The sequence below is a fragment of the Pectobacterium sp. HCp5_1 genome, from assembly GCF_032905925.1.
In the GTDB taxonomy this organism is placed as follows: domain Bacteria; phylum Pseudomonadota; class Gammaproteobacteria; order Enterobacterales; family Enterobacteriaceae; genus Pectobacterium; species Pectobacterium brasiliense_A.
Window position 1 is genome coordinate 26392 of the sequence record NZ_JAUMIO010000015.1, and the last position, 23972, is coordinate 50363.

The following is a 23972-nucleotide window of genomic DNA, read 5'->3' on the forward strand; positions in this document are numbered from 1 at the left end:
ATGACTATGAACAACACTTCCCGGATGCCTGCACTGTTCCTCGGCCACGGTAGCCCGATGAACGTGTTGGAAAACAATGTGTATACGCAGGCATGGCAAACGCTGGGTGAGACGCTGCCGCGTCCGAAGGCGATTATCGCGGTTTCTGCCCACTGGTATACCCGTGGTACGGCTGTGACGGCGATGGAAAACCCGCGCACCATCCATGATTTTGGCGGCTTCCCGCAGGCGCTGTTTGATACCCAGTATCCGGCACCCGGTTCGCCTGAATTGGCGGCGAGGATCCAACAGGTGTTGGCACCGTATCCCGTTACCGCCGATCAAAGCCAATGGGGTTTGGATCACGGCTCTTGGGGCGTGCTGATCAAGATGTATCCCGATGCGGATATTCCCGTTGTGCAACTGAGCGTGGACGGTACGCAGACTGCCGCGTATCACTACGAATTAGGGCGCAAGCTGGCAGCCCTGCGTGATGAAGGCTTCATGATTGTGGCGAGTGGCAACGTCGTGCATAACCTGCGGATGGTGAAATGGGACGGCGACGCTGAGCCGTATCCGTGGGCCATTTCGTTCAATCAATTTGTGCGTGATAACCTGACTTATCAGGGCGACGACCATCCGCTGGTTAATTTTATGCAGCATGATGGTGCCGCATTATCCAACCCAACACCCGATCACTATTTCCCGCTGCTCTATGTGCTGGGAAGCTGGGACGGTAAAGAGGCGATCGGCATTCCGGTCGATGGGCTTGAAATGGGTTCGCTGAGTATGCTGTCGGTGCAGGTGGGGTAATCCGCTTTTGGCGTCAGTAATGAATAAGGCACGGTGAAAACCGTGCCTTATTAGTTTCAATTTTGCGGCTTAATCCAGAATGGTATGCGGATAGAAGCGCGAGAGATCCTGAGTGATCAGTGCGCGATCTTCACGTACGCCGATACCACAAGGTTGATCGTTTACCAGCCAGCTACCAATCAGCGTGTAGCTGTCGCCGAATTTTGGCAGTTGATGGTACTGCTGGACGATCATCCCTTCTTCGCCGTAAGGGCCATCGGCTGACGCAATCTCTTTGCCATTTTCGACGATCTGGATGTTCGCCCCTTCACGTGAAAACAGCGGCTTAATGACGTAGCTGTCTAGTTCAGGGTGTTCATCTTCCGCGAAATAGGCAGGAAGCAGGTTGGGGTGGTTTGGGAACATTTCCCACAGCATTGGCAGTAACGCTTTATTGGAAATAATGCTTTTCCATGCCGGTTCCAGCCAGCGCACGCCGGCATCTTCCAGCTTGGTGGAAAACATCTCGCGCAGCATGAACTCCCACGGATACAGCTTGAACAGATTACCAATTACCTGATTTTCAGGGTCGGTAAACTGGCCTTTCTCACCGAGGCCAATTTCCTCAATGTACAGAAACTCGCTCGGCAGACCGGCTTCCAGCGCGCAATCTTGAAGGTATTGCACCGTGCCGCGATCTTCTTCCGTATCCTGACAGCAGGCGAAGTGCAGCAGGCCGAAGCCGTGATTGAGCTTTAGCTCTTCAAAGCGCTCGATCAGCTTTTCCTGAATGCTGTTGTACTGGTCTGAATTCTGCGGCAGGTTTCCGGCGTTGATTTGATCTTCCAGCCAGAGCCACTGGAAAAAGGCCGCTTCGTACAGCGACGTCGGCGTATCCGCATTGTTCTCCAGCAGCTTGGCTGGAGATTTACCGTCATACGCCAGATCGAGGCGTGAATACAGCGAAGGCTGATTGGTGCGCCATGAATGTCTGACGAATTCCCAGGTGTGTTTGGGAATACGGAATTTGGCGAGCAGCGCGTCGCTGTTGACGACTTTTTCCACCACCTGCAGACACATCTGGTGCAGCTCGGCGGTGGCTTCTTCCAGCTCTTCGATCTGAGCAAGCGTGAACTGGTAGTAAGCCTCTTCGCTCCAGTAGGGCTCGCCATACATGGTGTGGAAACGAAAACCAAATTCGGTGGCTTTTTCCTGCCAGTCAGGACGCGCTGTAATATCTATCCGCTTCATTCAATACGTCCTCAGCCGCCCATGCTACGGGAAGAGCTGGAACTTGAACTGGCGCTGCTGCGCTGCATGCTGTTTTGCTTCGCGACGGTTTCACCAAAGCCACCACGCGTGATGGTTGAGGTCGTTGCAGGCTTCGGTGCCAGTGCGGTTTTCGGCACGGTCATCGTGCGGCCTGTTGTCGCGTTGCCGTAGTTTTTACCAGCGGCATCAACGAACTGGCCATTGGCCGGGCTGGCTGGCGTTTTTGGACTGAACAGCGGCTGCTGTGCGAAGCCGGCACCGCCACCCATCATTCGGCCCATCATGTAACCGGCCATCAACGGCATCCAGGACATACCGCCGCCCTGTTGAGATTCTGCTGCCATACCGGCCTGTGCCGGTGCAGGCGTTTGAGTACACTGCGCTTCGCCGAATTCTGCTACGCAGTCTTCTTTCGTTGCGTATTTCGGTGCCGTTTTTTCTGCTTCTTTTAACGCATTATTGTATGCAGTGGTGCACTGGGCAGCCATTGACGGGTTAGCGGAAGAACAGTCATCCGCATTCTGGTAGAGGGAGACGGTTTCATCAGTTTGCTCGCAGCCCGCGAGGAAAAATACGGCGCTGACGGCCAAAGCAACAGGTGCCAGACGGTGCGTCCGCCATTCCTTGCGGAACGTTTCCTGATTAATATTTTTTGTACGTTTCATCGTGTTTATCCCAGAGCAAAGCATCACGGCTAATAACAAATAAGTGTGCCTAAGAATAGGGGAACGCTGCTTGAATTTAAAGCGGCAATAGGTGTAACTGAAGGTGTCTTTACGTTGCTATACATTCTGTTGTGCAACGTTTCTCCTTATGAAGAAAGAAGACGGTTCCAGCGTTCTGGTACAGTTGCGTTATTTTGTGGAAAAGAGACAGGTATGAAAAAGGGGAACCGTGGTTCCCCTGTATTTGATGCGTGTAAGCGCGGCTACCGATTAACGCTGCGCCGAGGCAGTTGTTGCCAGCGGAGCGGTGTTGTCGGTTACGGTCGGCGTCGTTGAAACCGGCTGGCCCAGTGACGCATTCAGTGCCTGCAGATCGGCTTCATTGAGCGTACCCTGCGCGGATTTGATGTTTAACTGATTGATCAGGTAATCATAACGTGCGCTGGAGAGCTGCTGTTTGGCGTTATACAGCGTAGTGGTGGCATCCAGGACGTCAACGATGGTACGCGTACCGACCTGATAGCCTGCTTCCATTGCATCCAGAGAGCTTTGTGCAGACACTTCAGCCTGTTTGTAAGCGTTGATGCTGCTGATAGACGCGGAAATATTGTTAAACGATGAACGTACCGTTTGGATAACAGAACGGTGTGCACTTTCCAGCAGTTCGCTGGCGCTGACGTAGCTGTGCTGTGCCTGTTTCACCTGAGAGTTAGTCGCGCCACCGCTATAGAGTGGTAGGGTGAAGTTGATGCCGACTTTGTGCTGCCCGGCGTCTGAGTCGTTAAACGAGTTGCTGTTATTCGTCCGTGAACCGGAGTAACGAGTATCACTCACGCCCGTTGATGCGGTGAGATCCAACGTCGGCATATAGCCCGTTTCGGCTGAGCGAATCTGCTCACGCGCCAAATCCTGGCTCAAACGTGCGGACAACAGGTTCAGGTTGCGATTTTCCGCTTCTTTCAGCAGGTTATTAACCGCTTCCGGTTTCTGGGTAGAGAAACGCTCAATGTTCAGACCGGCCAGCTGTGGGTAGAAATTGCCGGTGATCTGACGCAGTGATTCCAACGCGTTATCCAGCGTATTGCGGGTCAGCACTTCATTTGCCAGCACGCTGTCATACTGTGCACGGGCGTTCTGGACGTCGGTAATCGCAACCAGACCCACGTTGAAGCGCTGTGTCGTCTGATCCAACTGGCGATAAATTGCCTGCTTCTGCGCATTGATGTAGGACAGCGAGTCAATAGCACGCAAGACGTTGAAATAGGCGGTCGCCGTGTTCAGCATCAGGTTTTGCTGAGCGGTCTGATAAGTGACGTCTTCAATACCCGCTTGTTTTTCCTGCAACGTCAGCGCACGCCATTTGGACATGTCGAACAGCGTCTGGGTTAACTGCAATGTCGCGCTTTTCTCGTTGTTGTTGACGCCATTGCTGTCACGGTAACCTTTGTTATAGGTATAACCGGCGTTGATTCCCAACTGCGGCAGTAACGGACTACGTGATTCGTTAATTTTTTCAAACGCGGCGTCGCGGGTTGCCGCAGAGCTGCGTAAATCAGGGTTGGTGCTTTTTGCCTGCTGGTAGACTTGTAACAGGTTTTCCGCCTGACTCATGGCGCTAAAACCGCCCAGGCTCAGACCAATCAGAAGAGGGAGCAATTTCTTCATTTGCATTCCTTGTTGTGCAGCAATCTCGCTATGGTAGCGCTGTCTGTAGACGAATAATTGTCGATTCTATCAGAATCTGCCAATAGGATAAGGTAGCTGAACGTGCCATCTTTCAGCGGAATATGCCCACAAGGTCAGGTAAATTGACCTGTTGGGTGATTCAGTGCGGCGTTTTTCTGTTCAGTAAGGCACCGAAAAGTGATGCAATGGGTGAGAACCCCCTCACTTGGCCGACGTCACGCCTAATAAACGTTCAAAAACAATGATGAGTATAATGACAGCGGATTCCGCCATACAATACCGGATTCCATTAATACTTGTTACAGGAGTACAGCTATGGCGTCTTCCGTATCCGGTCCGGTTACTTTCACCAAAGATGATGTAGAAATTATTGCACGCGAAACGCTGTACGACGGTTTTTTTTCGCTGGAGCGTTACCGTTTCCGTCATCGCCTGTTTAATGGCGGTATGAGCGATGAGGTCAGCCGTGAGATCTTCGAGCGCGGCCATGCCGTGGTGTTACTGCCTTACGATCCGGTGCGTGATGAAGTGGTATTAATCGAACAGATTCGCATTGCGGCCTATGACACCAGCGCTTCTCCCTGGCTGTTTGAGCTGGTGGCTGGCATGATTGAGCCAGGAGAAAGCCACGAAGAAGTGGCGCGGCGCGAAGCAGAGGAAGAAGCCGGATTAAGGGTTGGCCGTTGCCGACCGATAATCAACTATCTTGCGAGTCCCGGTGGCACCAGCGAGCGTCTGGCGGTGATAGTGGGTGAGGTGGATACGCGTACGGCGAAAGGTATTCACGGTCTGGCGGAAGAGAATGAAGATATCCGCGTACATGTGGTGAGCCGTAAACAAAGTTATCAATGGGTTGAAGAAGGCATCGTTGATAACGCCGCGTCTGTCATTGCCTTGCAATGGTTGGCGTTGCACCATGAAGAACTGAAACGTGAGTGGGTGGATTGAATTTATGAAACGTTATACTCCGGATTTCCCGGCCATGATGAGGCTATGTGAAACCAACTTCATGCAATTGCGGCGTTTGCTGCCAAAAATTGATGAAGTCGGTGAAATCGCGGTTTATCACGTCAATAATGCGGTCTATCAACTGACAATTCTTGAGTCTACTCGCTATACCTCATTGGTGGAAATCAAGCAGACAGCGCCCACTGTCAGCTACTGGAGCCTGCCAATGATGAGCGTTAGGTTGTATCATGATGCGTTGGTTGCGGAAGTGTGTGCCAGCCAGCAGATCTTTCGCTTCAAAGCACGTTATGATTATCCTAATAAGAAGTTACATCAACGTGACGAAAAGCATCAAATTAATCAGTTTCTTGCTGATTGGCTAAAGTATTGTTTGGCGTATGGTTCGATGTCGATACCGGTTTTTGATACCCAATAGATTTCAAGACGCAGGACGGCGACAGTCGAGCCAACAAGGGAAGGCAGCGTATTCTGCAATTTGAAAGATGACGGGTAGAGACAGATTTACGTAACCAAGGACACCATTTGGAAAGCCTGTTGACACTGCCTGTGGCGAGTGGCGCCAGAGTCAGGATTTTACAAATAACAGATACCCATCTTTTTGCGGGCGAGCATGAAACCTTGCTGGGTATCAACACCTATCGTAGCTATCACGCTGTGCTGAATGCCATCAAGGCTCGGCAGGATGCGTTTGATTTGATCGTCGCGACGGGCGATTTGGCGCAGGATCACACGCTGCAAGCCTACCACCATTTCTCACGCGGGATTGCGCAGATCCCCGCACCTTGCGTATGGCTTCCGGGTAACCACGATTTCCAACCGGCGATGGTCGATGCGCTGGCTGACGCCGGTATTGCGCCGTCCAAGCATGTGCTGCTGGGCGACAAGTGGCAAATCATCCTGTTGGACAGTCAGGTATTTGGCGTCCCACACGGCGAGCTGAGCGAATACCAGCTTGAATGGCTGGAGCGCAGTCTGAAAAGTCAGCCCGACCGCTTTACGCTGCTACTGCTGCACCATCATCCGCATCCTTCTGGCTGTACCTGGCTCGATCAGCATAGCTTGCGTAACGCGCATAACCTGTCTGCGGTGCTGGATCGCTATCCACAGGTGAACACCGTGCTGTGTGGCCATATTCATCAGGAGATGGATTTTGACTGGCATGGCCGCCGCTTGCTGGCCACGCCGTCGACCTGCGTACAGTTCAAACCGCACTGCACTAACTTCACTATTGATGACGTGGCGCCGGGCTGGCGCTATCTGGACCTGCTGCCGGATGGCCGTCTGGAAACCGAGGTCTATCGTCTCTCAGGCAGCGAATTCCTGCCTGACATGGATTCGGACGGTTACTAATGCCAACGCTTCTTTATCTGCACGGCTTCAACAGTACGCCACAGTCGGCAAAAGCGACGGCTCTGCAAACGTGGCTGGCAGAGCAGCATCCTGAAATCGATATGGTGATTCCACAGCTTCCACCGTATCCGTCGGAGGCGGCTGAGATGATGGAGTCGCTGATTATGGAGCGGGCCGGTCGTCCGGTGGGCATTGTTGGCTCTTCCCTCGGTGGTTATTATGCCACCTGGCTGTCCCAGTGTTTTATGCTGCCTGCCGTGGTGGTGAACCCTGCGGTGAAGCCGTTTGAACTGTTGCTGGACCATCTGGGCGAATATCAGAACCCCTACACCGGTGAAAAATATGTGCTAGAGTCTCGGCACGTTTACGATCTGAAGGTCATGCAGGTTGACCGACTGGAATCGCCGGATTTGCTCTGGCTACTGTTGCAGACAGGGGATGAGGTTCTGGACTATCGTCAGGCAGTCGCGTATTACACGGCCTGCCGTCAAACTGTGGAGTCAGGGGGCAATCATGCCTTTGTCGGATTTGAGCACTTTTTCGCACCGATTGTGAATTTTTTAGGGCTCACGACAGACTGAATCGCCACCTATGCATTGAAAAACGATCCGCCGAAAGCGGTTCGTTAAACACCATTCACTGAACTCAAAGAATTAACGCAAACTATGGCTCAATCAAGTTATAACGCTGATGCGATTGAAGTACTCAGCGGACTGGAACCGGTGCGCCGTCGTCCGGGAATGTACACCGATACCACGCGTCCTAACCATCTGGGACAAGAGGTCATAGATAACAGCGTTGATGAAGCGCTGGCGGGTCATGCACGCCGAATTGATGTGATTTTGCACGCCGATCAGTCGCTGGAAGTCATTGATGACGGTCGTGGGATGCCGGTGGATATCCACCCGGAAGAAGGCGTACCTGCCGTTGAACTGATCCTGTGTCGTCTGCACGCAGGCGGCAAATTTTCCGGTAAAAACTACCAGTTTTCGGGCGGCTTGCACGGCGTAGGGATTTCCGTGGTGAACGCCCTGTCTACCCGCGTTGAAGTTACCGTTAAGCGCGATGGTCAGGTGTACGACATCGCGTTTGAAAACGGCGATAAAGTGCAGGAACTCACCGTAACTGGCACCTGCGGACGTCGTAACACCGGAACGCGCGTGCATTTTTGGCCGGATGAGAAGTTCTTCGACAGCCCCCGTTTTTCCGTCTCCCGTTTGACGCACCTGCTGAAGGCCAAAGCGGTCTTATGTCCCGGTGTGGAAATCATCTTCAAAGATAAAGTTAACAACACCGAGCAGCGCTGGTGCTATCAGGATGGCTTGAATGACTACCTGTGCGAGGCGGTAAATGGCCTGATCACGCTGCCGGAAAAACCGTTTCTGGGGTCGATTACTGGCGATACGGAAGCCGTAGACTGGGCGCTGCTCTGGCTGCCGGAAGGCGGTGAGCTGCTGACGGAAAGCTACGTGAACCTCATCCCGACGCCAATGGGCGGGACGCACGTTAACGGCCTGCGCCAAGGCTTGCTGGATGCGATGCGTGAATTCTGCGAATTCCGCAATATTCTGCCGCGCGGCGTGAAGCTGAGTGCAGATGACATCTGGGAACGCTGTGCTTACGTGCTGTCGGTCAAAATGCAGGAACCGCAGTTTGCTGGGCAGACCAAAGAACGCCTCTCTTCTCGTCAGTGCGCCGCGTTTGTGTCCGGTGTTGTGAAAGACGCTTTCAGCCTGTGGTTGAACCAGAATGTACAGGCAGCGGAACAGCTGGCCGAGCTGGCGATTTCCAGCGCTCAGCGCCGTATGCGTGCCGCCAAAAAAGTGGTGCGTAAAAAACTGACCAGTGGACCTGCGTTGCCAGGAAAACTGGCGGATTGTACCTCGCAGGATCTTAACCGGACGGAGCTGTTCCTGGTGGAAGGGGATTCGGCGGGTGGATCGGCGAAGCAGGCGCGCGAGCGTGAATTCCAGGCGATCATGCCATTGAAAGGTAAGATCCTGAATACCTGGGAAGTGTCCTCCGATGAGGTTCTGGCGTCGCAGGAAGTACACGATATTTCAGTCGCGATCGGTATCGATCCTGACAGCGCCGATCTCAGCCAACTGCGTTACGGCAAGATCTGTATTCTGGCGGATGCGGATTCCGATGGTCTGCACATTGCGACGCTGCTGTGCGCGCTGTTTGTCCGCCATTTCCGGGCACTGGTTCAGGGTGGGCACGTTTATGTTGCCATGCCGCCGTTGTACCGTATCGATCTGGGCAAAGAGGTGTACTACGCGCTGGACGAAGAGGAAAAAGCGGGCGTGCTGGAACAGCTTAAGCGCAAGAAAGGCAAGCCTAACGTACAGCGCTTTAAAGGTCTGGGCGAAATGAACCCGCTACAGCTGCGTGAAACCACGCTGGATCCCAACACTCGCCGTCTGGTGCAGTTGACCATCAACGAAGACGATATCGATCAGACGATGGCGATGATGGATATGCTGTTAGCGAAGAAACGTTCTGAAGATCGCCGCAACTGGCTGCAAGAGAAGGGCGACAAGGCGGAGATCGAGGTCTAACCGTCCACAATTCACTGTACGCTCAGAAGCGCTTCGTTAACCCGTATTAGCGCCTGTTTTCGAGATGTTCACTCGAACTGCGGAAACAGGCACATTCCTCTGTTTTATCCCGATTCCGCCAGTAACCTAACCTGATAATCCCGCAACGGAGATGCGCTGCTTCAATAAGCGTATTCAGCACAGGGAGAAACCATGCAATACACCAAACTTGGCAACAGCGACCTCACCGTTTCCCGCATATGTATGGGCTGTATGGGGTTCGGCGACGCATCCACAGGGCAACATAGTTGGACACTCGGAGAAGCGGAAAGCCGCGAGATCATCCGTTATGGCCTGGAAAATGGCATCAACTTTTATGACACTGCCATCGCCTATCAACGCGGTTCCAGCGAGCGCTATGTCGGCAAGGCCTTGCGCGATATGGCGAAACGCGATGATGTGGTTGTCGCCACTAAGTTCCTGCCGCGCACCCAGCAACAGATTTCAGACGGGCTCAGCGGGCAGCACGCTATCGCGCAGTCGCTCGACCAAAGCTTGCAAAACCTCGGTATGGATTATGTCGATCTCTACATCTGTCATATCTGGGATTACAACACGCCGATTCTGGATGTGCTCGATGCGCTACATTGCGCGGTGAAAGCGGGCAAGGTACGTGCCATTGGCATTTCCAACTGCCATGCGTGGCAACTGGCGAAAGCCAATGCGATAGCGGAACACGAAAATCTGACGCCATTCGTCTCAGTGCAAAGCCATTACAACCTGATTATGCGCGAAAATGAGCGCGAGCTATTCGGTTTATGCGCTGAAGACAATATTGCACTGACGCCTTACAGCGCGTTGGCAAGCGGGCGTTTGTCGCGTCTGGAGGGCGTTGAATCCCTGCGTTTAAAGGAGGATGCCTACGCCAAAGGGAAATACGATACAACGGCGGAGCAGGATCGGATCATCATCGACCGCGTGGCTGAGCTTGCCGCCCGACGCTGCGTGTCAATGACCGAAATTTCACTGGCGTGGCTGCTCACCAAAGTTACCGCCCCCGTAGTCGGGGCGACGAAAAAACACCATATCGACGGCGCAGTGAAAGCAGTGAATTTGACGCTTAGCGATGATGAAATTCGCTATCTGGAAGAAAGCTATCGGCCACATAGACTGGTCGGCGTCATGGCGCAGAATACTCCGCAGACGCAGGCTAAAAAGCAGGTGTAGCGTTGATGTGTCATTACCTAAAACATTTCTCGGCGGTTTCATCCTGCCGGAGTGGATAAACCGCTTTGGCAGGATGATGTTCGGACGGTGGCAGTCATTTACAGGTGACTGCGGTATGATGCGAGTACACGATAACGCTTGGTGAATACCGAATCGATGGCAGGTGTACGCGCTTATGAAAGTCACGCTTGAGGAACTTCAGGCTTTTGTGGTGGTGATCGACACCGGTTCGATCACGGCGGCAGCGGAACAGCTGGGGCAAACCACGTCGGGCATCAGCCGGGCGCTGCGGCGTCTGGAGGACAAGCTGGGGACGACCTTGCTGCACCGTACCACGCGACGCCTCTCCCTTTCCGAAGAAGGCACGATGTTTCTTGAACACGCCCGTGATGTGATTCACGCGGTGGAACACGCTGAAGAGCAGGTACTGCTGCGCCATGAGCAACCGAGCGGACGGCTGCGAATCAACTCGGGTTCGGCATTTATGCAGCATGTGATCGTGCCTCTGGTGCCGGAATTTCGCCGCCGCTATCCCAAGATCGTTCTTGAACTCAACACTGACGATTTCATTATTGATTTGCTTGAGCAGCATACCGATATCGCCATTCGCATCGGCAAGCTCAAAGATTCCACCATTCATGCCCGGCTGCTCGGCGCAAGCAAGCTGCGTATTGTCGCCAGTCCTGAATATCTACAGCAAAATGGTACGCCCAAGACGGTTGAGTCATTGGCCGATCATCTTTGTCTGGGGTTTACCCAGTCGGAGTCGCTGAATCACTGGCCGCTGCGGCATGGGCTTCAGGACTTCTATACCATCAAGCCAGTACTATCAGCTTCAAACGGTGAGATCTTGCGTCTGCTTGCGTTGCAAGGCGAAGGGATTATGCGTATGTCTACCTTCCTGATCCGGGACGATTTGGCGGCGGGGAGGCTGGTACCGATCCTCACTGAGGAGACGGTGGACGCCAGCCTGCCGGTTTACGCGGTGTATTATCGCAATAGCCAATTGGCGGCGCGCATTACCTGTTTTCTGGATTTCATGAGCGAGAAGCTCACGGAAAACCCGCTGTGAGGCGTGGCCCACAGCGGTAGAGAAGCGAGCCTAATACCGATTAGGCAACGTGTTCGTCCAGATGCTGGCGGTAATTCGCAAGATAAGTAGGGACGTCCGGTTCTTTCATCACATCATTGCAGATGAAGGTTGGCAGTGGGGATAACCCGATGAACTGGTTCGCTTTATGGAACGGCAGATATACGCCGTCCACGCCCACACCGTGGAAGAACTGTTCGGGATCGTTGAAGGCCTCCAGCGGCGCATTCCACGTCAGAGACAGCATGTATTTCCGGCCCTGCAACAATCCACCCGAACCGTATTTCTTGCTGGCATCCGAACGGCTGCGGCCATCGCTGGCATAAAGCGAACCGTGACCTGCGGTAAATACCTCATCGATATATTTCTTCAGGATCCACGGCGTATCCATCCACCATCCCGGCATCTGGTAAATGATGGTGTCCGCCCACAGGTAGTTTTGAATTTCCTGTTCAATATCGTAGCCGTTGTCCACGACCGTCACGCGGACGTCGTGACCTTTATCGCGTAGGAAACTGGCGGCGACATCGGTAAGGGTATGGTTCAACTCACCTTTGGAGTGAGCGAATGATTTGCCTGCGTCAATCAGCAAAATGTTTTGCATAGGTCTGCTCTCGAATCGGTTATCAACGAAGATGTTGGGCGTAGTCTAGAGCAGAGAGTAGTGCAGAAAAATGTGCGCTAGCGCATAACACTGTTGACTGAATATCAATAATCAAGAAGCGAAATGACGCCATATTGAAATAATGTGGGTGGGGTAAAAGGCAAGAGCATCCTTCCCTTGCCTTGTTCAGATCGTGTGGCGTAGCTATCGGTATAAAGCGGCTTTACCTGTCGAACCGAAGAGCGCCATTTTGTAGCGAATCACCTCTTTTGCCGCCTTAATCGGTTCCGGATAGATGGCATTCGGGTCCCACCAGGTTTCACGGCTGAGGATTTCCCGCGCTTTCTGGAAATAGGCGAATTTCATGTCGCTGGAGATATTGATCTTGCCCACGCCAAGCGTTACCGCTTCGGCAATTTCGGCGTCCGGGTTGGCGGAACCGCCGTGCAGGACGAGCGGAATCGAGACCCGCTGCGAAATATCCCGCAGGATATGCATTTGCAGCTCTGGCTTCAGGTCTTTGGGATAGATGCCGTGCGCGGTGCCGATAGCGACGGCTAACGTATCAACGCCCGTCCGGTTGACGAAATCTTCTGCCTGCTCGGGGTCGGTGTAGATCACTTTGCTGACGCCGCCTTCTATCGTGGTGCCAGTATCGCCAATCGTGCCTAATTCCCCCTCCACGGAAACGCCAACGGCATGTGCCAGCTTCACGACTTCGGTCGTAAGCGCCACGTTCTCTTCATAAGGCAGCAGCGAACCGTCGATCATCACGGAGGTAAATCCGCACTGAATGGCGCGCAGAACGTGTGCGATCGACGCGCCATGATCGAGGTGGATGACAAACGGCACTGGGCTGCGCAACGTTCTTTCTCGCACATAGGCGAAGAATTCATCGGTCACAAATTCCAGCTCGCTCGGGTGGATAGAGATAATGGCTGGAGTATTCGTTGCTTCGGCTTCTTCCACTACGGCGCGGATAAAGCAGCTGTCGGCCACGTTAAAGGCGCCGATAGCGAAGCGATGTTCACGCGTGGGCTTAAGGATATCGGTCATTGAAATCAACATGTTATGTCTCTCCTGTGTCGGATAAAGGGCAAAGTGTTCCTGTACCAGTGGAAAACCACTGATGGCGAAAGTCGGTAAAGGGCGAACGGTCAGGCTTGGTTGGCGGAACCGGACCAACTGAGATAATCGGCGACCACATCGCGGCAGGCGGATTCCATCGTCGCCAGCAGGTCGGACAGTTCTGTCGTTGGGTGCTGATGCAGCGCCTGCTGCAATGCCGTTTTGCCTGCCTCAAAAACGGCCGCGCCAACGTTGATTTTGGCGACGCCGTGACGGCTGACGCGGCGAATATCGTTGGCCTTGGTGCCGCTACCGCCGTGCAGCGCCAGCGGCACGGTCGATTCTCGGTGCAGGGCTTCGAGACGCTCAAAATCAATCCGTGGTGTCACCCCCGGTGGATAAATGCCGTGGGCGGTGCCGACCGACACGGCAAGCAGGTCGATACCGGTTTGGCGGATAAAGGGAACGACGTCTTCCACCTGTGTCATTTTCACCGCAGCATCCTCTTGGTCGTAGATGGGCGCATCGGCGATATGCCCAAGCTCGCCTTCCACACAGACGCCTGCGGTCGCCGCGATGGTGACTACCTGCTTTGTGCGCAGGATGTTTTCCGCCAGTGGATGGCTGGAGGCATCGATCATCAACCCAGTAAAACCGGCGCGGAACGCCTGCCCAATCAGGCTGAATGCCGTACCGTGATCCAGACTGAGTGCCACCGGAACGGTGGCCTGCTCGGCCAGCGCATTGACCAGCGGTACCGCGAGATGCGGCGGAAAGTGCGTGCTGTGACCCTGATACACATTAAGAATCAGCGGCGCACGCTGTTGCTCGGCGGCGGCTATGGCCGCACGGGCGGTCTCCAGATTGAAACAGTTGATGGCGAGCACGGCATACTGCTGTTGATACGCGTCATCAATGAGGGCTTTCATTGCGGCATACATGGCGGCTCCTGTTATTCGAGAGTGAATTTAATGTCTTCGTCACGCACGCTGCTGTCGTCAACGTCGTCGAACTCTTCATCTGCCTGCGTGACGCGTTTCTTAATCAGCGACAGCATCACGCCACAGATGACCGTGCCGATACCGAGCGCCAGACAGAACATCAGCGGCTTGGTAAACAGCGGGACGACAAACATGCCGCCGTGTGGCACGGGTGCCTCCACGCCCCAGACCATGATGAGCCCGCCCGCAATGGCCGAGGCGACGACGCAGCTGGCGACCACCCTGAACAAGTCGCGTGCGGCAATCGGGATCACCCCTTCGGTAATCATGCAGATCCCCATCGGGAAGGCGGCTTTCAGGGCCTCTTTTTCAGCGCGGGTGTATTTGTAGCGGGTCAGCAGGAAGGACAGTGTGATGCCGAAAGGTGGGATCATTGAGCCGACAAATTTGACGGCTTCCGGCCCGTAGATGCCATCGACCAGCATGCCATCGGCGAAGAGCGACATTGTTTTGTTCACCGGTCCGCCGAAGTCGAAGGTTGCCATCGCCCCCAAAATCGCCCCCATCAGGAATTTCGAGCCGCCCTGCATGGATTCCAACAGATGAATCAGCGCTTTTTGTAGCCAGACGATGGGCTGGCCGATAAACGTCATCATCAGCAGCCCGGCGATAATGGTGCTGAGCAGCGGCAGGATCATGACGGGCATTAGCCCCTGCATCGAGGTGGGCAGCTTGATGTAGCGACGCAGCAGCAGCACGGTGTAGCCGACTAAGAAGCCGCCGAGAATACCGCCGATAAACCCGGTTTGAATCTGGCCGCAGATAAATCCGACGATCAGGCCGGGAGCGAAGCCGGGACGGTCGGCAATGGAGTAAGCGATAGCGGCGCTGATCAGCGGAACAATCAGCCCCATGCCCCAGCCGCCGATCTGGTTGAGCATCCACGCAATACTGCCGGTTTGCTTACCGACATCCGGGCCGCCGATCACCTGACCGAGGGCAATACAGATCCCGGCGGCGACAATGAGCGGGATCATCCAGGAAATGCCGGTAAGCAGATGCCGTTTTATTTCCTGTCCAACGGTGATTTTTCTGGTGTTCATAATTATTACCCCGAAATTGAGATATTCAGGCACCCGCTAAAGAACTAGCGACTTTTTCCAGAAATTTAATTGGAGATTTAATAACAACCTCCGTTTTTACCCGAACAATAGGCTTGCCTTTAAATCGCTCTTCGCCTGTTATTTTTATATCGATAGCCAGAATAACGACATCGGCTGCGGCTATTTCATCAGGCGTTAATTCATTCTCCGTACCAATGGTGCCCTGAGTTTCTACTTTGATAGCGTAATGTAAGGCGTTAGCACCCTTAATGAGTTTCTCGCGTGCGATATAGGTATGCGCAATGCCTGCCGTGCAGGCGGCAACACAAACAATATTCATTTTGAGCCTCGTCTTATGTTGGTGTGACGGGAGCTGTTTCTGCATACTGACTAAACAGCCGAATAATTTTATGGGGATCGGATTCGTCCAACAGTTGAGCAATCACCTCATCGTCGGCCAATGCACTGGCAACCTGAGACAGCAGGCGAATATGTGTCGTGTTCTGATCTTCCAGACGCACGGCAAAAAGAATAATGCAGCGAACCTGGCTACCGTCCAGCGTCTCCCACGGAATATCCTGACGGGTGCGGCCAATCGCGAGCGTGGTCTGTTTTACGGCGGAGGATTTTCCGTGGGGGATCGCAATATGGTTTTCAAAACCGGTCGATCCTTCCGCTTCACGTAGCCAGACGTCATGAATAAAATCCTGTTTATTGGTAATAGCGCCATCGGCATACAGCAAGTCGGTTAATTCATTAATGGCTTCGTCTTTATTGGTCGCGGACATAGTTAGCTTTACGCGATTCGCATTCAGTATTTTATTGATATCCATTTATCACACCTCATCTATAAATGTTAAAAGTAACGTTCGGCCAATAATCATTGGGGGACAGCCTGATGCAGTTGATTGGCGATAACTTTTTCGGTAACACGTTTAATGTCATCGTCATTAAAAAAGGCGGAAACGTAGACGACAGGAATGTGTTGTTCTTCCAGATGAATCGTGGAAATAATCAGCTCAATCTCTTCCTGCTGACAAAATATCTGCATATTGCTGGCTGAGATCACGCCAACAATAATCCAGTCAGGAAACGCGCGAAGAATACGGTTTTTTAACAGGTGTGACGTCCCTACACCGCTGGAACACACCACCAGAATACGTTTATGGGCAATTTGGCGTTCCAATGCGGCTTGAAAATGAATGGTCAGATAGCCGACTTCATCCTCAGCGACCGGTTTTAATTGAAACTGCTGGCAGACTTCACTCATTGCCTGCTGAGTCATTTCATAAATATCGATAAATTCGCTTTTGATATCGTCTAATAACGGGTTGCGAATGTGTATTTGGTATTTTAAGCGGTTAAGCAATGGCTTGATATGAATCAGCAACCCTTCATGCAATAATTTATCCGTGCTCAGGTCGATATTGATTAACGCAGAAAATATCTGCGTCAAGGCGCGCGTGATTCTGCGTGATTCAACATTAGAGAATTGATAGCGGAGCAGTTGATTATTCGCCCGTTCCTCCATCACAATGCCGGAAGAAATAATATATTGGTAAATGAACCAGACTTCATCAGAGGGCAGCGTGCTCTCGACGCGCTGCTCTATTTGGCTCACCATATTTTGAGCGATGGAGAAGATGCGATTATCAACCTGATGATGAACGGATTCTTCCGCCATTATTAACGCTTTTCCCTGCGCAATGCGATGCATCATAATTAAGGTATGCGTGAAAATATTAATGTAATAAGGCTCACCGAGCGGATAAGAAAGTTGACGCTCCATGCTCTGTAACAGCGATTCGACGAAGGACACATTTTCTTCACCGAAATAATTAATCAGCGCCTTATAGCTGCCGGGGTCGAGACGGGAATGGCTAAGCGGGCCGGGTTCTTTATGGTGCATGACGTCATTAATGAGCGAGGCCATCGCCTGACGCACCTGATTCTCACTGCCTTCAATGTGTGTGCCGCTCTGACTGCGTACCAGCGCCAGCCCCAGCGGATGTAGCCAGCTTTCGATGATTTTCAGATCGTTAACGATAGAGGCGCTGCTGATAAAATAGCGTTCTGACAGCTTGCTGATGGACGTTTCATGAGGTGTATCGCTTAACAGCTGTGAGGCAATTTTGACGCGGCGAGCATTGTTGATGAGGGCATCGGTGTCCCCGTCGTCCACGACAATTTGCTGTTCCAGCAACGCGAGGTGTCGGTCGTCATCCGTAGTTAACATGATTCCCGCACCGACCTTTTTGTCTGGATAAATATTCCAGACAGAAAGGAAGGCTTCAACAAATTGCATATCGCGATAGACAGTTTTTTCCGACACATCCAGGTAATGTGCAATATCTTTAACCGTTACATATCCCTGGTGTTGTAACAGATATTTCAATAAACGGTTCTGGCGGGAGGTGAGTGGCTGCATCATATTACCCTCATGAATTTTTAGATTTTCTGATGCTTATCGAATTGATAACTTTTTCTAAATAATTTCCTGTTTTATTTTCTCTGTATGTTTATTTAAATAGAATGCTGTAGTGATTAATCTAGTCGTGATAGTCGATAGGGACAATACTAAATGCTGTCCGCTGAATAGGACAAAATTAAAACATGACGCTAACGAAATATTAATTGAGATCGCGATCACGTTATAGCGTGAGTTAAGTCAGACGTTCTTATCGATATATTTATTCTTTTATCCTGAGAAAATAACGATATTGGCGTCATTAAACGGGATGTGGCGGGAAGAGCATGCAGAGGAAAATAAAAAGGCAAGAAAGCCGTGGTACGCATTCTTGCCGAGTGGTGGCGATGCCCGAATGAGGCACCGCCTTTTTTATTGAATCGTGAGCGACGCGGATTAGAAGTCCACGTTCACACCCAACTGGAAGGAACGACCAGGTTGCACGGAGAGGGCGCGGTCATACTGTCCCTGCCGATCGTTGGTTTCAATCTGACGGCTGCTGAGATAATCCCAATATTTACGGTCAGTCAGGTTATACACGCCGCCGTTGACTTTCACGTTCTTGCTAATGCGATAGTAGGCGGTCAGGTCAACCATGCCATAGCCAGGAATCCGCATATATTCGGTACTTGAGGTGGCGATCGCGTTGCCAGCATTGGTATAGCTTTCACGGCTGGTATCCTTCGCCTGCTTCCCTTTCTGGAAGGTCGACGTCAGGGCGGCACCGTAGCGCTGGGAAGGATCGTCGTAGGCGATACCTATCACGGCTTTCATTGGCGCAACGCTGTCGAGATCGACATAGCGGTCGCCGAGGTAGCGCGATTGCGATTGGCCTTTGGTATAGCCAAACGCCAGCGTGGTGCTGAGCCCATCAACCGCTGGGAACCAGGTGCCTAGCTGTATTTTGCTGCTGACCTCACCACCGTAGATGTAGGCTTTATCGCGGTTTTCCGCCTGATATATCGTACTGATATTGCTTGGCACATTGACGAATTTATCGGGGTTAGCGCTACGACGGTAGCGGGTATTGGCGATAAAGTTCTTATACGTGTTGTAGAACAGCGCGGTACGGAAGGTGACCCCCTCCGTCGCTTCCCCTTTTAATCCCCACTCTACGTTGTTGCTGGTTTCCGTTTTGAGGTCGCTATTGCCGATAAAGGCATACTGGGCCGGCCCGGCAAAGTTGGCATCGAGGTTGGTGCTGCCATAAAGCTGGCTGGCATCCGGGAACTGTGCGCCACGACGGTACTGCACATAGGTCGTCAACGTCGGCGTGATGTCGTAGAGGAAGCTCAGAGACGGCAGGACTTGCGTATCGCTGTTGGCTTTGCCGTACAGTCTGTTGACATCGGATTCACTGATGACACTGCCGTCACCGCTCAGGCGAACCGTGTTGGTCGGTTTGGTACGCTGATGGATAGCGCGCACGGCAGGGACAACCGAAAAGGCGTGCCCCGCCAGATCCCACGTAGCGGTATCCTGCACAAAGCCGCCGACGGTGTAGCTATTGCTATCGGCTTCCGGCTGCATGATGTTATTGGCACCCGTTTGGTTAGGCGACTGCCTGAACGGACGCTCTGTTTTGCTTTGGCTGGCGTTAAGGCCCCAACTGAACTCGTGGCGATCCCAGCTTTTCACCATATGGGTATCGAACCCATAGGTGGTGACATTGTAGTCAGAATAGACGCGGTGGCTATCTGCTGCGGCCATCCCTGTGGTTGCGGGCAGCCAGGTATTGTCGTGTGATTCGCTGTTTTGGAAGTAAATGCGGCTATCAACCAAATCGACCAGCGTGTTGTTAACGGGCGTCCAGCGATCTTTCAGGCTGGCGGTCCAACGGCGTGTCTCGCTGCTCTGTTGCGCCGTGCCGTAAATGGTGTTGTTGCCGCTTGGCAAACTACCCCAGTAGTCATAATGGGTGTGGTTGGTTTTATGGTAATAATCCAGCGTACCGGTGAGCTGATGTTCGTCGTTGGCCTGCCAAATGCCGGACGCCAAAATGGCGTTAGAGTGCCAGTTGGCAGGGTAAGCGGCGATCTCGTCGCTGTTATTACGCGTTTGCTGGCCGTCACGGCGGCTAAATACGACCACACCGCGCAATTCGTCATCACCGCCTGCTGCGGTGATGCCATTATGCCAACCATGGTTGGCGGAGTCGTAGTCGCTCTGAAAACCGAAGTAGTCCTGCTTGCCTGCTTTCAGATAGTCATCGGCAGATTTTGGCCGGAAGGAGACGCTGCCCCCGAGTGCGTTGACCGTATTTTCTGCGGAGGTGACGCCTGACTCAATATCGACGCTGCTGTACACGTAAGGGTCGATATAGTCGCGCCCCATGCCGAAGGTATTGAATCCGGCACGGCTGGCGTAGCTGCGGCCCGTGGCATTGGGCAGGGCGATGCCATCGGTATCGATCGCAACACGGTTGCTTTCAATGCCGCGAATGTTGTAGCCCGTGTAACCGCCGCGGTCGAAGCCGCTTTTCCCGGTATTACTGCCGCCGCTGGACCCGGTTGCGCTCACCAAAGGTTGATAGCGCATGATTGTGCCGAAATTGTTGCCGCCTTCTCTTTGCATGTCTGCAGCAGTCAGCGTCGTGCTTGAACCGGTCTTTTTCTCGACTTTTGGCGAGTGAACCGTCATCACATCGTCAGTCTGTCCCGCTTTCGCCGCCGAATCGTCTTGGTTCTTCACGTTGAGTGCGTTGTTGCCTGTGGTGCTATCCGCTGCCATGCTGTTCAGCGCGACGCCAGTCAAGATGCCGGTGAGAAGAATTTTATTTAAATTCTTGTTAATTAACATAATGATACTCTGCTATAAGGTTGTTCTGGCCAGCGGCGTTGGGGAAACATGGCGTGCTGGTCGCTAACGTCTGCAAGGGAAATGCAAAACGGCGAATAACATTAACTACCATGTGGTAATGATAATTATTATCAATATGCTAGGCATTATCATCTGATGTTGCAACGATGATGAATAATTCTTAATGAAACGGTATGTTCGCTATCAAAACGGAAGCGATGGGCGATGAATCAACGCTGACTTTCCCTGAGCCGCAACCGCGAGTTCATTCACGATGTCGATTGAAATACCCAAATCCGTTTTTTCACTGTTTCACGCGGCAGGCTGGCCGCATGTCGAACCACAATCAGTCCCGCCGTTTGTGCCAGAGAACCATCCGGCCGCTGACATCCTTCACGCGTTCGGCGGGTTGACGGTGGGGCAGTGCGGTGCAGGAGAAGCGTGTGCCAGCGGCGACATCGCTTTTGGCGGCAGCGAGGATTTGCAGCAGGATGAAACGCTGATTGAGTGGCAAGGCATTCTGAATACAACGCTGATTCTGATCGGCGAAACCCATCATTCGCACGGTGCTCTGCTGATGGATAGCGCGGGTGCCTGCTACGGGATGAGCTTTATACATGAGGCATTCTGGTTTGAAGGCGCGTCTTTCGGTGCTGCGGTTGAACGTATTCTGCTTGGCCGTAAGGGGAAACCGATGCTGCGACCCGGCCAGCCGTCAATTTCCGTGTACGGCGAAACGATTACCGCAGATCATCCGAGCGTTCATCGCTACCGCTAGCCACCTTCTCCGGCAGCCGTCGGATTCACATCGGTCATCGCCTGATGCGATGATTCTCTGAGGCGGCATCGTTCCCCGTGGCGCGGTTCCCTGCAGCGTAGTTTTCTGCGAATGGTTCCCTGTGACATCACCTCATCAGATAAGGTACTATTCCCGCCAAACATACCGCCGCTATGGCGTGCCGGAAAGCGTAACCATCGCGCCGCGATGTGAGGGAAGTGAGATAAATGAGTGAGATGACTCATGACGGCGCAGAAAGCCTTGCGCTGCGCACGTTTACCGAAAATGCATACCTAAATTATTCCATGTACGTCATCATGGACAGGGCATTGCCGTTCATTGGCGATGGCCTGAAGCCTGTGCAGCGTCGCATCGTGTATGCGATGTCCGAGCTGGGACTGAATGCCAGCGCCAAGTTTAAAAAATCCGCCCGTACCGTGGGTGACGTGCTGGGTAAATACCACCCGCACGGCGACAGCGCCTGCTATGAAGCGATGGTGCTAATGGCGCAGCCGTTCTCTTATCGCTATCCGCTGGTGGATGGTCAGGGGAACTGGGGTGCGCCGGACGATCCGAAATCCTTCGCCGCCATGCGTTATACCGAATCGCGGCTCTCCAAATATGCGGAAGTGCTGCTGTCTGAACTCGGGCAGGGCACGGTCGATTACACCCCGAACTTTGATGGCACGATGCAAGAGCCGAAGATGCTGCCTGCGCGTCTGCCTAATATTCTGCTGAACGGCACTACTGGGATCGCCGTCGGGATGGCCACGGACATACCGCCGCACAACGTGCGTGAAGTCGCCGCCGCCGCGGTCATGCTGCTGGAAAACCCGAAGGCCTCGCTGGACGAGTTATTGCAGCATGTTCAAGGGCCGGATTTCCCGACGGAAGCTGAAATCATTACGCCGCGCGATGAAGTGCGCAAACTCTACCAGAATGGCCGTGGTTCCGTGCGTATGCGTGCGGTGTGGAAGAAAGAAGACGGTGATGTCGTGATTACCGCGCTGCCACATCAGGTTTCTGGTGCCAAAGTGCTGGAGCAGATTGCCAGCCAGATGCGTGCGAAGAAGCTGCCGATGGTCGAAGACCTGCGTGATGAATCCGATCACGAGAATCCAACCCGTCTGGTACTGGTGCCACGCTCAAACCGGATCGATATGGATCAGGTGATGAACCACCTGTTCGCCACGACCGATCTGGAAAAAAGCTATCGCGTTAACATGAACATGATCGGTCTGGATGGTCGCCCAAGCGTGAAAGGGCTAGTCGAGATCCTGAGCGAGTGGCTGGTCTTCCGTCGCGACACCGTGTGCCGCCGTCTGAACTACCGTCTGGAAAAAGTGCTCAAGCGCCTGCATATCCTTGAAGGTTTGCTGATCGCGTTCCTGAATATCGATGAAGTCATTCATATCATCCGCACGGAAGATGAGCCGAAGCCTGTTCTGATGCGCCAGTTCAGCCTGAGTGAAACACAGGCTGAAGCGATCCTTGAGCTGAAATTACGTCATTTGGCCAAGCTGGAAGAGATGAAGATCCGCGGTGAGCAGGACGATCTGGCAAAAGAGCGCGATCAGCTTCAAGCGCTGCTGGCGTCAGACCGTAAGCTCAGCAACCTGATTAAGAAAGAAATTCAGGCGGATGCGCAAGCCTATGGTGACGAACGTCGTTCACCGCTGCGTGAGCGTGGCGAAGCGAAAGCGATGAGCGAGCACGACTTTGTGCCGTCCGAACCGGTTACCATTGTGCTGTCGGAAATGGGCTGGGTACGCAGCGCGAAAGGGCATGACATCGATCCGGCCGGATTGAGTTACAAAGCGGGCGATAGCTTCCGCGCCGCTGCGAAAGGTAAGAGCAATCAGCCTGTGGTGTTCATTGACTCCACCGGCCGCAGCTATGCGCTGGATCCGATCACGCTGCCTTCTGCGCGCGGTCAGGGTGAGCCGCTGACGGGCAAACTCACGCCGCCGCCGGGCGCGACGATTGAACAGGTGCTGATGGCCGCAGACGATCAGCCGCTGCTGATGGCATCGGATGCGGGTTATGGCTTCGTCTGTACCTTCAACGATCTGGTGGCGCGTAACCGCGCGGGTAAAGCGATTATTACGTTGCCGGATAACGCGAAAGCGCTGGCACCGATCGAGATCAAAGGCGACGATAACCTGCTGATGGCGATCACCGCCGCAGGCAGAATGCTGCTGTTCCCAGTCTCCGATCTGCCACAGCTGTCGAAAGGCAAGGGCAACAAGATTGTGTCCATCTCCTCGGCTGATTTTGCGGAAGGAAAAGACCGTCTGACCTGGCTGTATCTGCTGCCACCACAGGCTTCCGTCACGCTGTACTTCGGTAAGCGTAAGCTGGTGCTGCGTCCGAACGAGCTTCAGAAGTATCAAGGGGAGCGTGGGCGGAAAGGCACATTGCTGCGTGGGCTACAGCGCATTGACCGAATTGAGGTGGATGCACCACAGCAGATTAGCACCGGCAGCAGCGAAGAATAATTCCTCCATATTGTCATGTGCATGTTGAGAAAGGCGGTGTCATACCGCCTTTCTTTAGTTTCCGGTTGCCATCTTGCAGCAAATTGAATCACCGTGTGTTTTAGCGCGAAATCGCTATACTAGCGGCGGCTGTCGGCTAATGAG

General features: G+C 53.2%; 21 protein-coding genes. 10 read left to right on the plus strand and 11 right to left on the minus strand.

What is annotated here, in order from left to right:
- Positions 1–6 precede the first annotated feature (6 nt).
- On the plus strand, positions 7–792 hold the full coding sequence (ygiD, locus tag Q3A88_RS11980) for a 4,5-DOPA dioxygenase extradiol (protein ID WP_317177975.1): 786 nt from the start codon (positions 7–9) through the stop codon (positions 790–792).
- 69 nt (positions 793–861) lie between these two features.
- On the opposite strand, the gene Q3A88_RS11985 is transcribed toward ygiD, so the two are convergent.
- From Q3A88_RS11985 to tolC, 3 genes are all read right to left on the minus strand, one after another.
- Positions 862–2022 carry a glutathionylspermidine synthase family protein gene (locus Q3A88_RS11985; protein WP_010297418.1) on the minus strand — a complete coding sequence of 387 codons (1161 nt, stop codon included), beginning with the start codon at positions 2020–2022 and terminating at the stop codon, positions 862–864.
- A gap of 11 nt (positions 2023–2033) precedes the next feature.
- Entirely contained in the window at positions 2034–2708 is a 675-nt protein-coding gene (locus Q3A88_RS11990) for a DUF1190 family protein (protein ID WP_010280216.1), read from the minus strand.
- Positions 2709–2978: 270 nt separating this feature from the next.
- Complete coding sequence (tolC, locus tag Q3A88_RS11995; protein WP_317177976.1) at positions 2979–4373, minus strand: outer membrane channel protein TolC; 1395 nt, start codon at positions 4371–4373, stop codon at positions 2979–2981.
- Between the two features lie 336 nt (positions 4374–4709).
- On the opposite strand from tolC, the gene nudF reads away from it, so the two are divergent.
- The 7 genes from nudF to Q3A88_RS12030 all read left to right on the plus strand — a co-directional run bounded on the left by nudF (position 4710) and on the right by Q3A88_RS12030 (position 11552).
- Positions 4710–5342 carry an ADP-ribose diphosphatase gene (gene nudF / locus Q3A88_RS12000; RefSeq protein ID WP_110162827.1) on the plus strand — a complete coding sequence of 211 codons (633 nt, stop codon included), beginning with the start codon at positions 4710–4712 and terminating at the stop codon, positions 5340–5342.
- A gap of 4 nt (positions 5343–5346) precedes the next feature.
- The gene (locus Q3A88_RS12005; RefSeq protein ID WP_010280219.1) at positions 5347–5778 is read left to right on the plus strand and encodes a DUF1249 family protein; all 432 of its coding nucleotides are present in this window, start codon (positions 5347–5349) and stop codon (positions 5776–5778) included.
- Positions 5779–5885: 107 nt separating this feature from the next.
- Positions 5886–6713, plus strand: a complete 828-nt coding sequence (gene cpdA, locus Q3A88_RS12010; RefSeq protein ID WP_010297432.1) for a 3',5'-cyclic-AMP phosphodiesterase — start codon at positions 5886–5888, stop codon at positions 6711–6713.
- Entirely contained in the window at positions 6713–7294 is a 582-nt protein-coding gene (yqiA, locus tag Q3A88_RS12015; protein ID WP_010280221.1) for an esterase YqiA, read from the plus strand. The genes cpdA and yqiA overlap by 1 nt, the downstream gene beginning before the upstream one ends.
- An 84-nt stretch (positions 7295–7378) precedes the next feature.
- Entirely contained in the window at positions 7379–9274 is a 1896-nt protein-coding gene (parE, locus tag Q3A88_RS12020; protein WP_039282769.1) for a DNA topoisomerase IV subunit B, read from the plus strand.
- A 192-nt stretch (positions 9275–9466) separates the two neighbouring features.
- Positions 9467–10480 carry an aldo/keto reductase gene (locus Q3A88_RS12025; RefSeq protein ID WP_317177977.1) on the plus strand — a complete coding sequence of 338 codons (1014 nt, stop codon included), beginning with the start codon at positions 9467–9469 and terminating at the stop codon, positions 10478–10480.
- Between the two features lie 175 nt (positions 10481–10655).
- Positions 10656–11552, plus strand: a complete 897-nt coding sequence (locus Q3A88_RS12030) for a LysR family transcriptional regulator (protein WP_317177978.1) — start codon at positions 10656–10658, stop codon at positions 11550–11552.
- 40 nt (positions 11553–11592) lie between these two features.
- Here the strand turns inward: Q3A88_RS12030 and Q3A88_RS12035 are convergent, their stop codons facing one another.
- The 8 genes from Q3A88_RS12035 to Q3A88_RS12070 form a co-directional block, all read right to left on the minus strand.
- Positions 11593–12174, minus strand: coding sequence for an NAD(P)H-dependent oxidoreductase (locus tag Q3A88_RS12035; protein WP_039279185.1), 582 nt, complete (start codon positions 12172–12174; stop codon positions 11593–11595).
- A 204-nt stretch (positions 12175–12378) separates the two neighbouring features.
- Positions 12379–13242, minus strand: coding sequence for a ketose-bisphosphate aldolase (locus tag Q3A88_RS12040; protein WP_039279187.1), 864 nt, complete (start codon positions 13240–13242; stop codon positions 12379–12381).
- An 89-nt stretch (positions 13243–13331) separates the two neighbouring features.
- Complete coding sequence (locus Q3A88_RS12045; protein ID WP_317177979.1) at positions 13332–14183, minus strand: class II fructose-bisphosphate aldolase; 852 nt, start codon at positions 14181–14183, stop codon at positions 13332–13334.
- 11 nt (positions 14184–14194) lie between these two features.
- A complete protein-coding gene (locus tag Q3A88_RS12050) occupies positions 14195–15286 on the minus strand; it encodes a PTS fructose transporter subunit IIC (protein WP_010280227.1) in 1092 nt (363 codons plus the stop codon).
- A gap of 25 nt (positions 15287–15311) precedes the next feature.
- Positions 15312–15626, minus strand: a complete 315-nt coding sequence (locus Q3A88_RS12055; RefSeq protein WP_110162821.1) for a PTS fructose transporter subunit IIB — start codon at positions 15624–15626, stop codon at positions 15312–15314.
- 13 nt (positions 15627–15639) lie between these two features.
- The gene (locus Q3A88_RS12060; protein WP_039282757.1) at positions 15640–16119 is read right to left on the minus strand and encodes a PTS sugar transporter subunit IIA; all 480 of its coding nucleotides are present in this window, start codon (positions 16117–16119) and stop codon (positions 15640–15642) included.
- Between the two features lie 47 nt (positions 16120–16166).
- Positions 16167–17717, minus strand: a complete 1551-nt coding sequence (locus Q3A88_RS12065; protein ID WP_317177980.1) for a transcription antiterminator — start codon at positions 17715–17717, stop codon at positions 16167–16169.
- A 432-nt stretch (positions 17718–18149) separates the two neighbouring features.
- Positions 18150–20552, minus strand: coding sequence for a TonB-dependent receptor domain-containing protein (locus Q3A88_RS12070; protein ID WP_317177981.1), 2403 nt, complete (start codon positions 20550–20552; stop codon positions 18150–18152).
- Positions 20553–20826: 274 nt separating this feature from the next.
- Between Q3A88_RS12070 and Q3A88_RS12075 the strand changes: the two genes are divergently transcribed.
- Positions 20827–21330 carry an SUKH-3 domain-containing protein gene (locus Q3A88_RS12075; RefSeq protein WP_110162818.1) on the plus strand — a complete coding sequence of 168 codons (504 nt, stop codon included), beginning with the start codon at positions 20827–20829 and terminating at the stop codon, positions 21328–21330.
- A gap of 227 nt (positions 21331–21557) precedes the next feature.
- Positions 21558–23828, plus strand: a complete 2271-nt coding sequence (parC, locus tag Q3A88_RS12080; protein WP_014913901.1) for a DNA topoisomerase IV subunit A — start codon at positions 21558–21560, stop codon at positions 23826–23828.
- Positions 23829–23972: the final 144 nt, after the last annotated feature.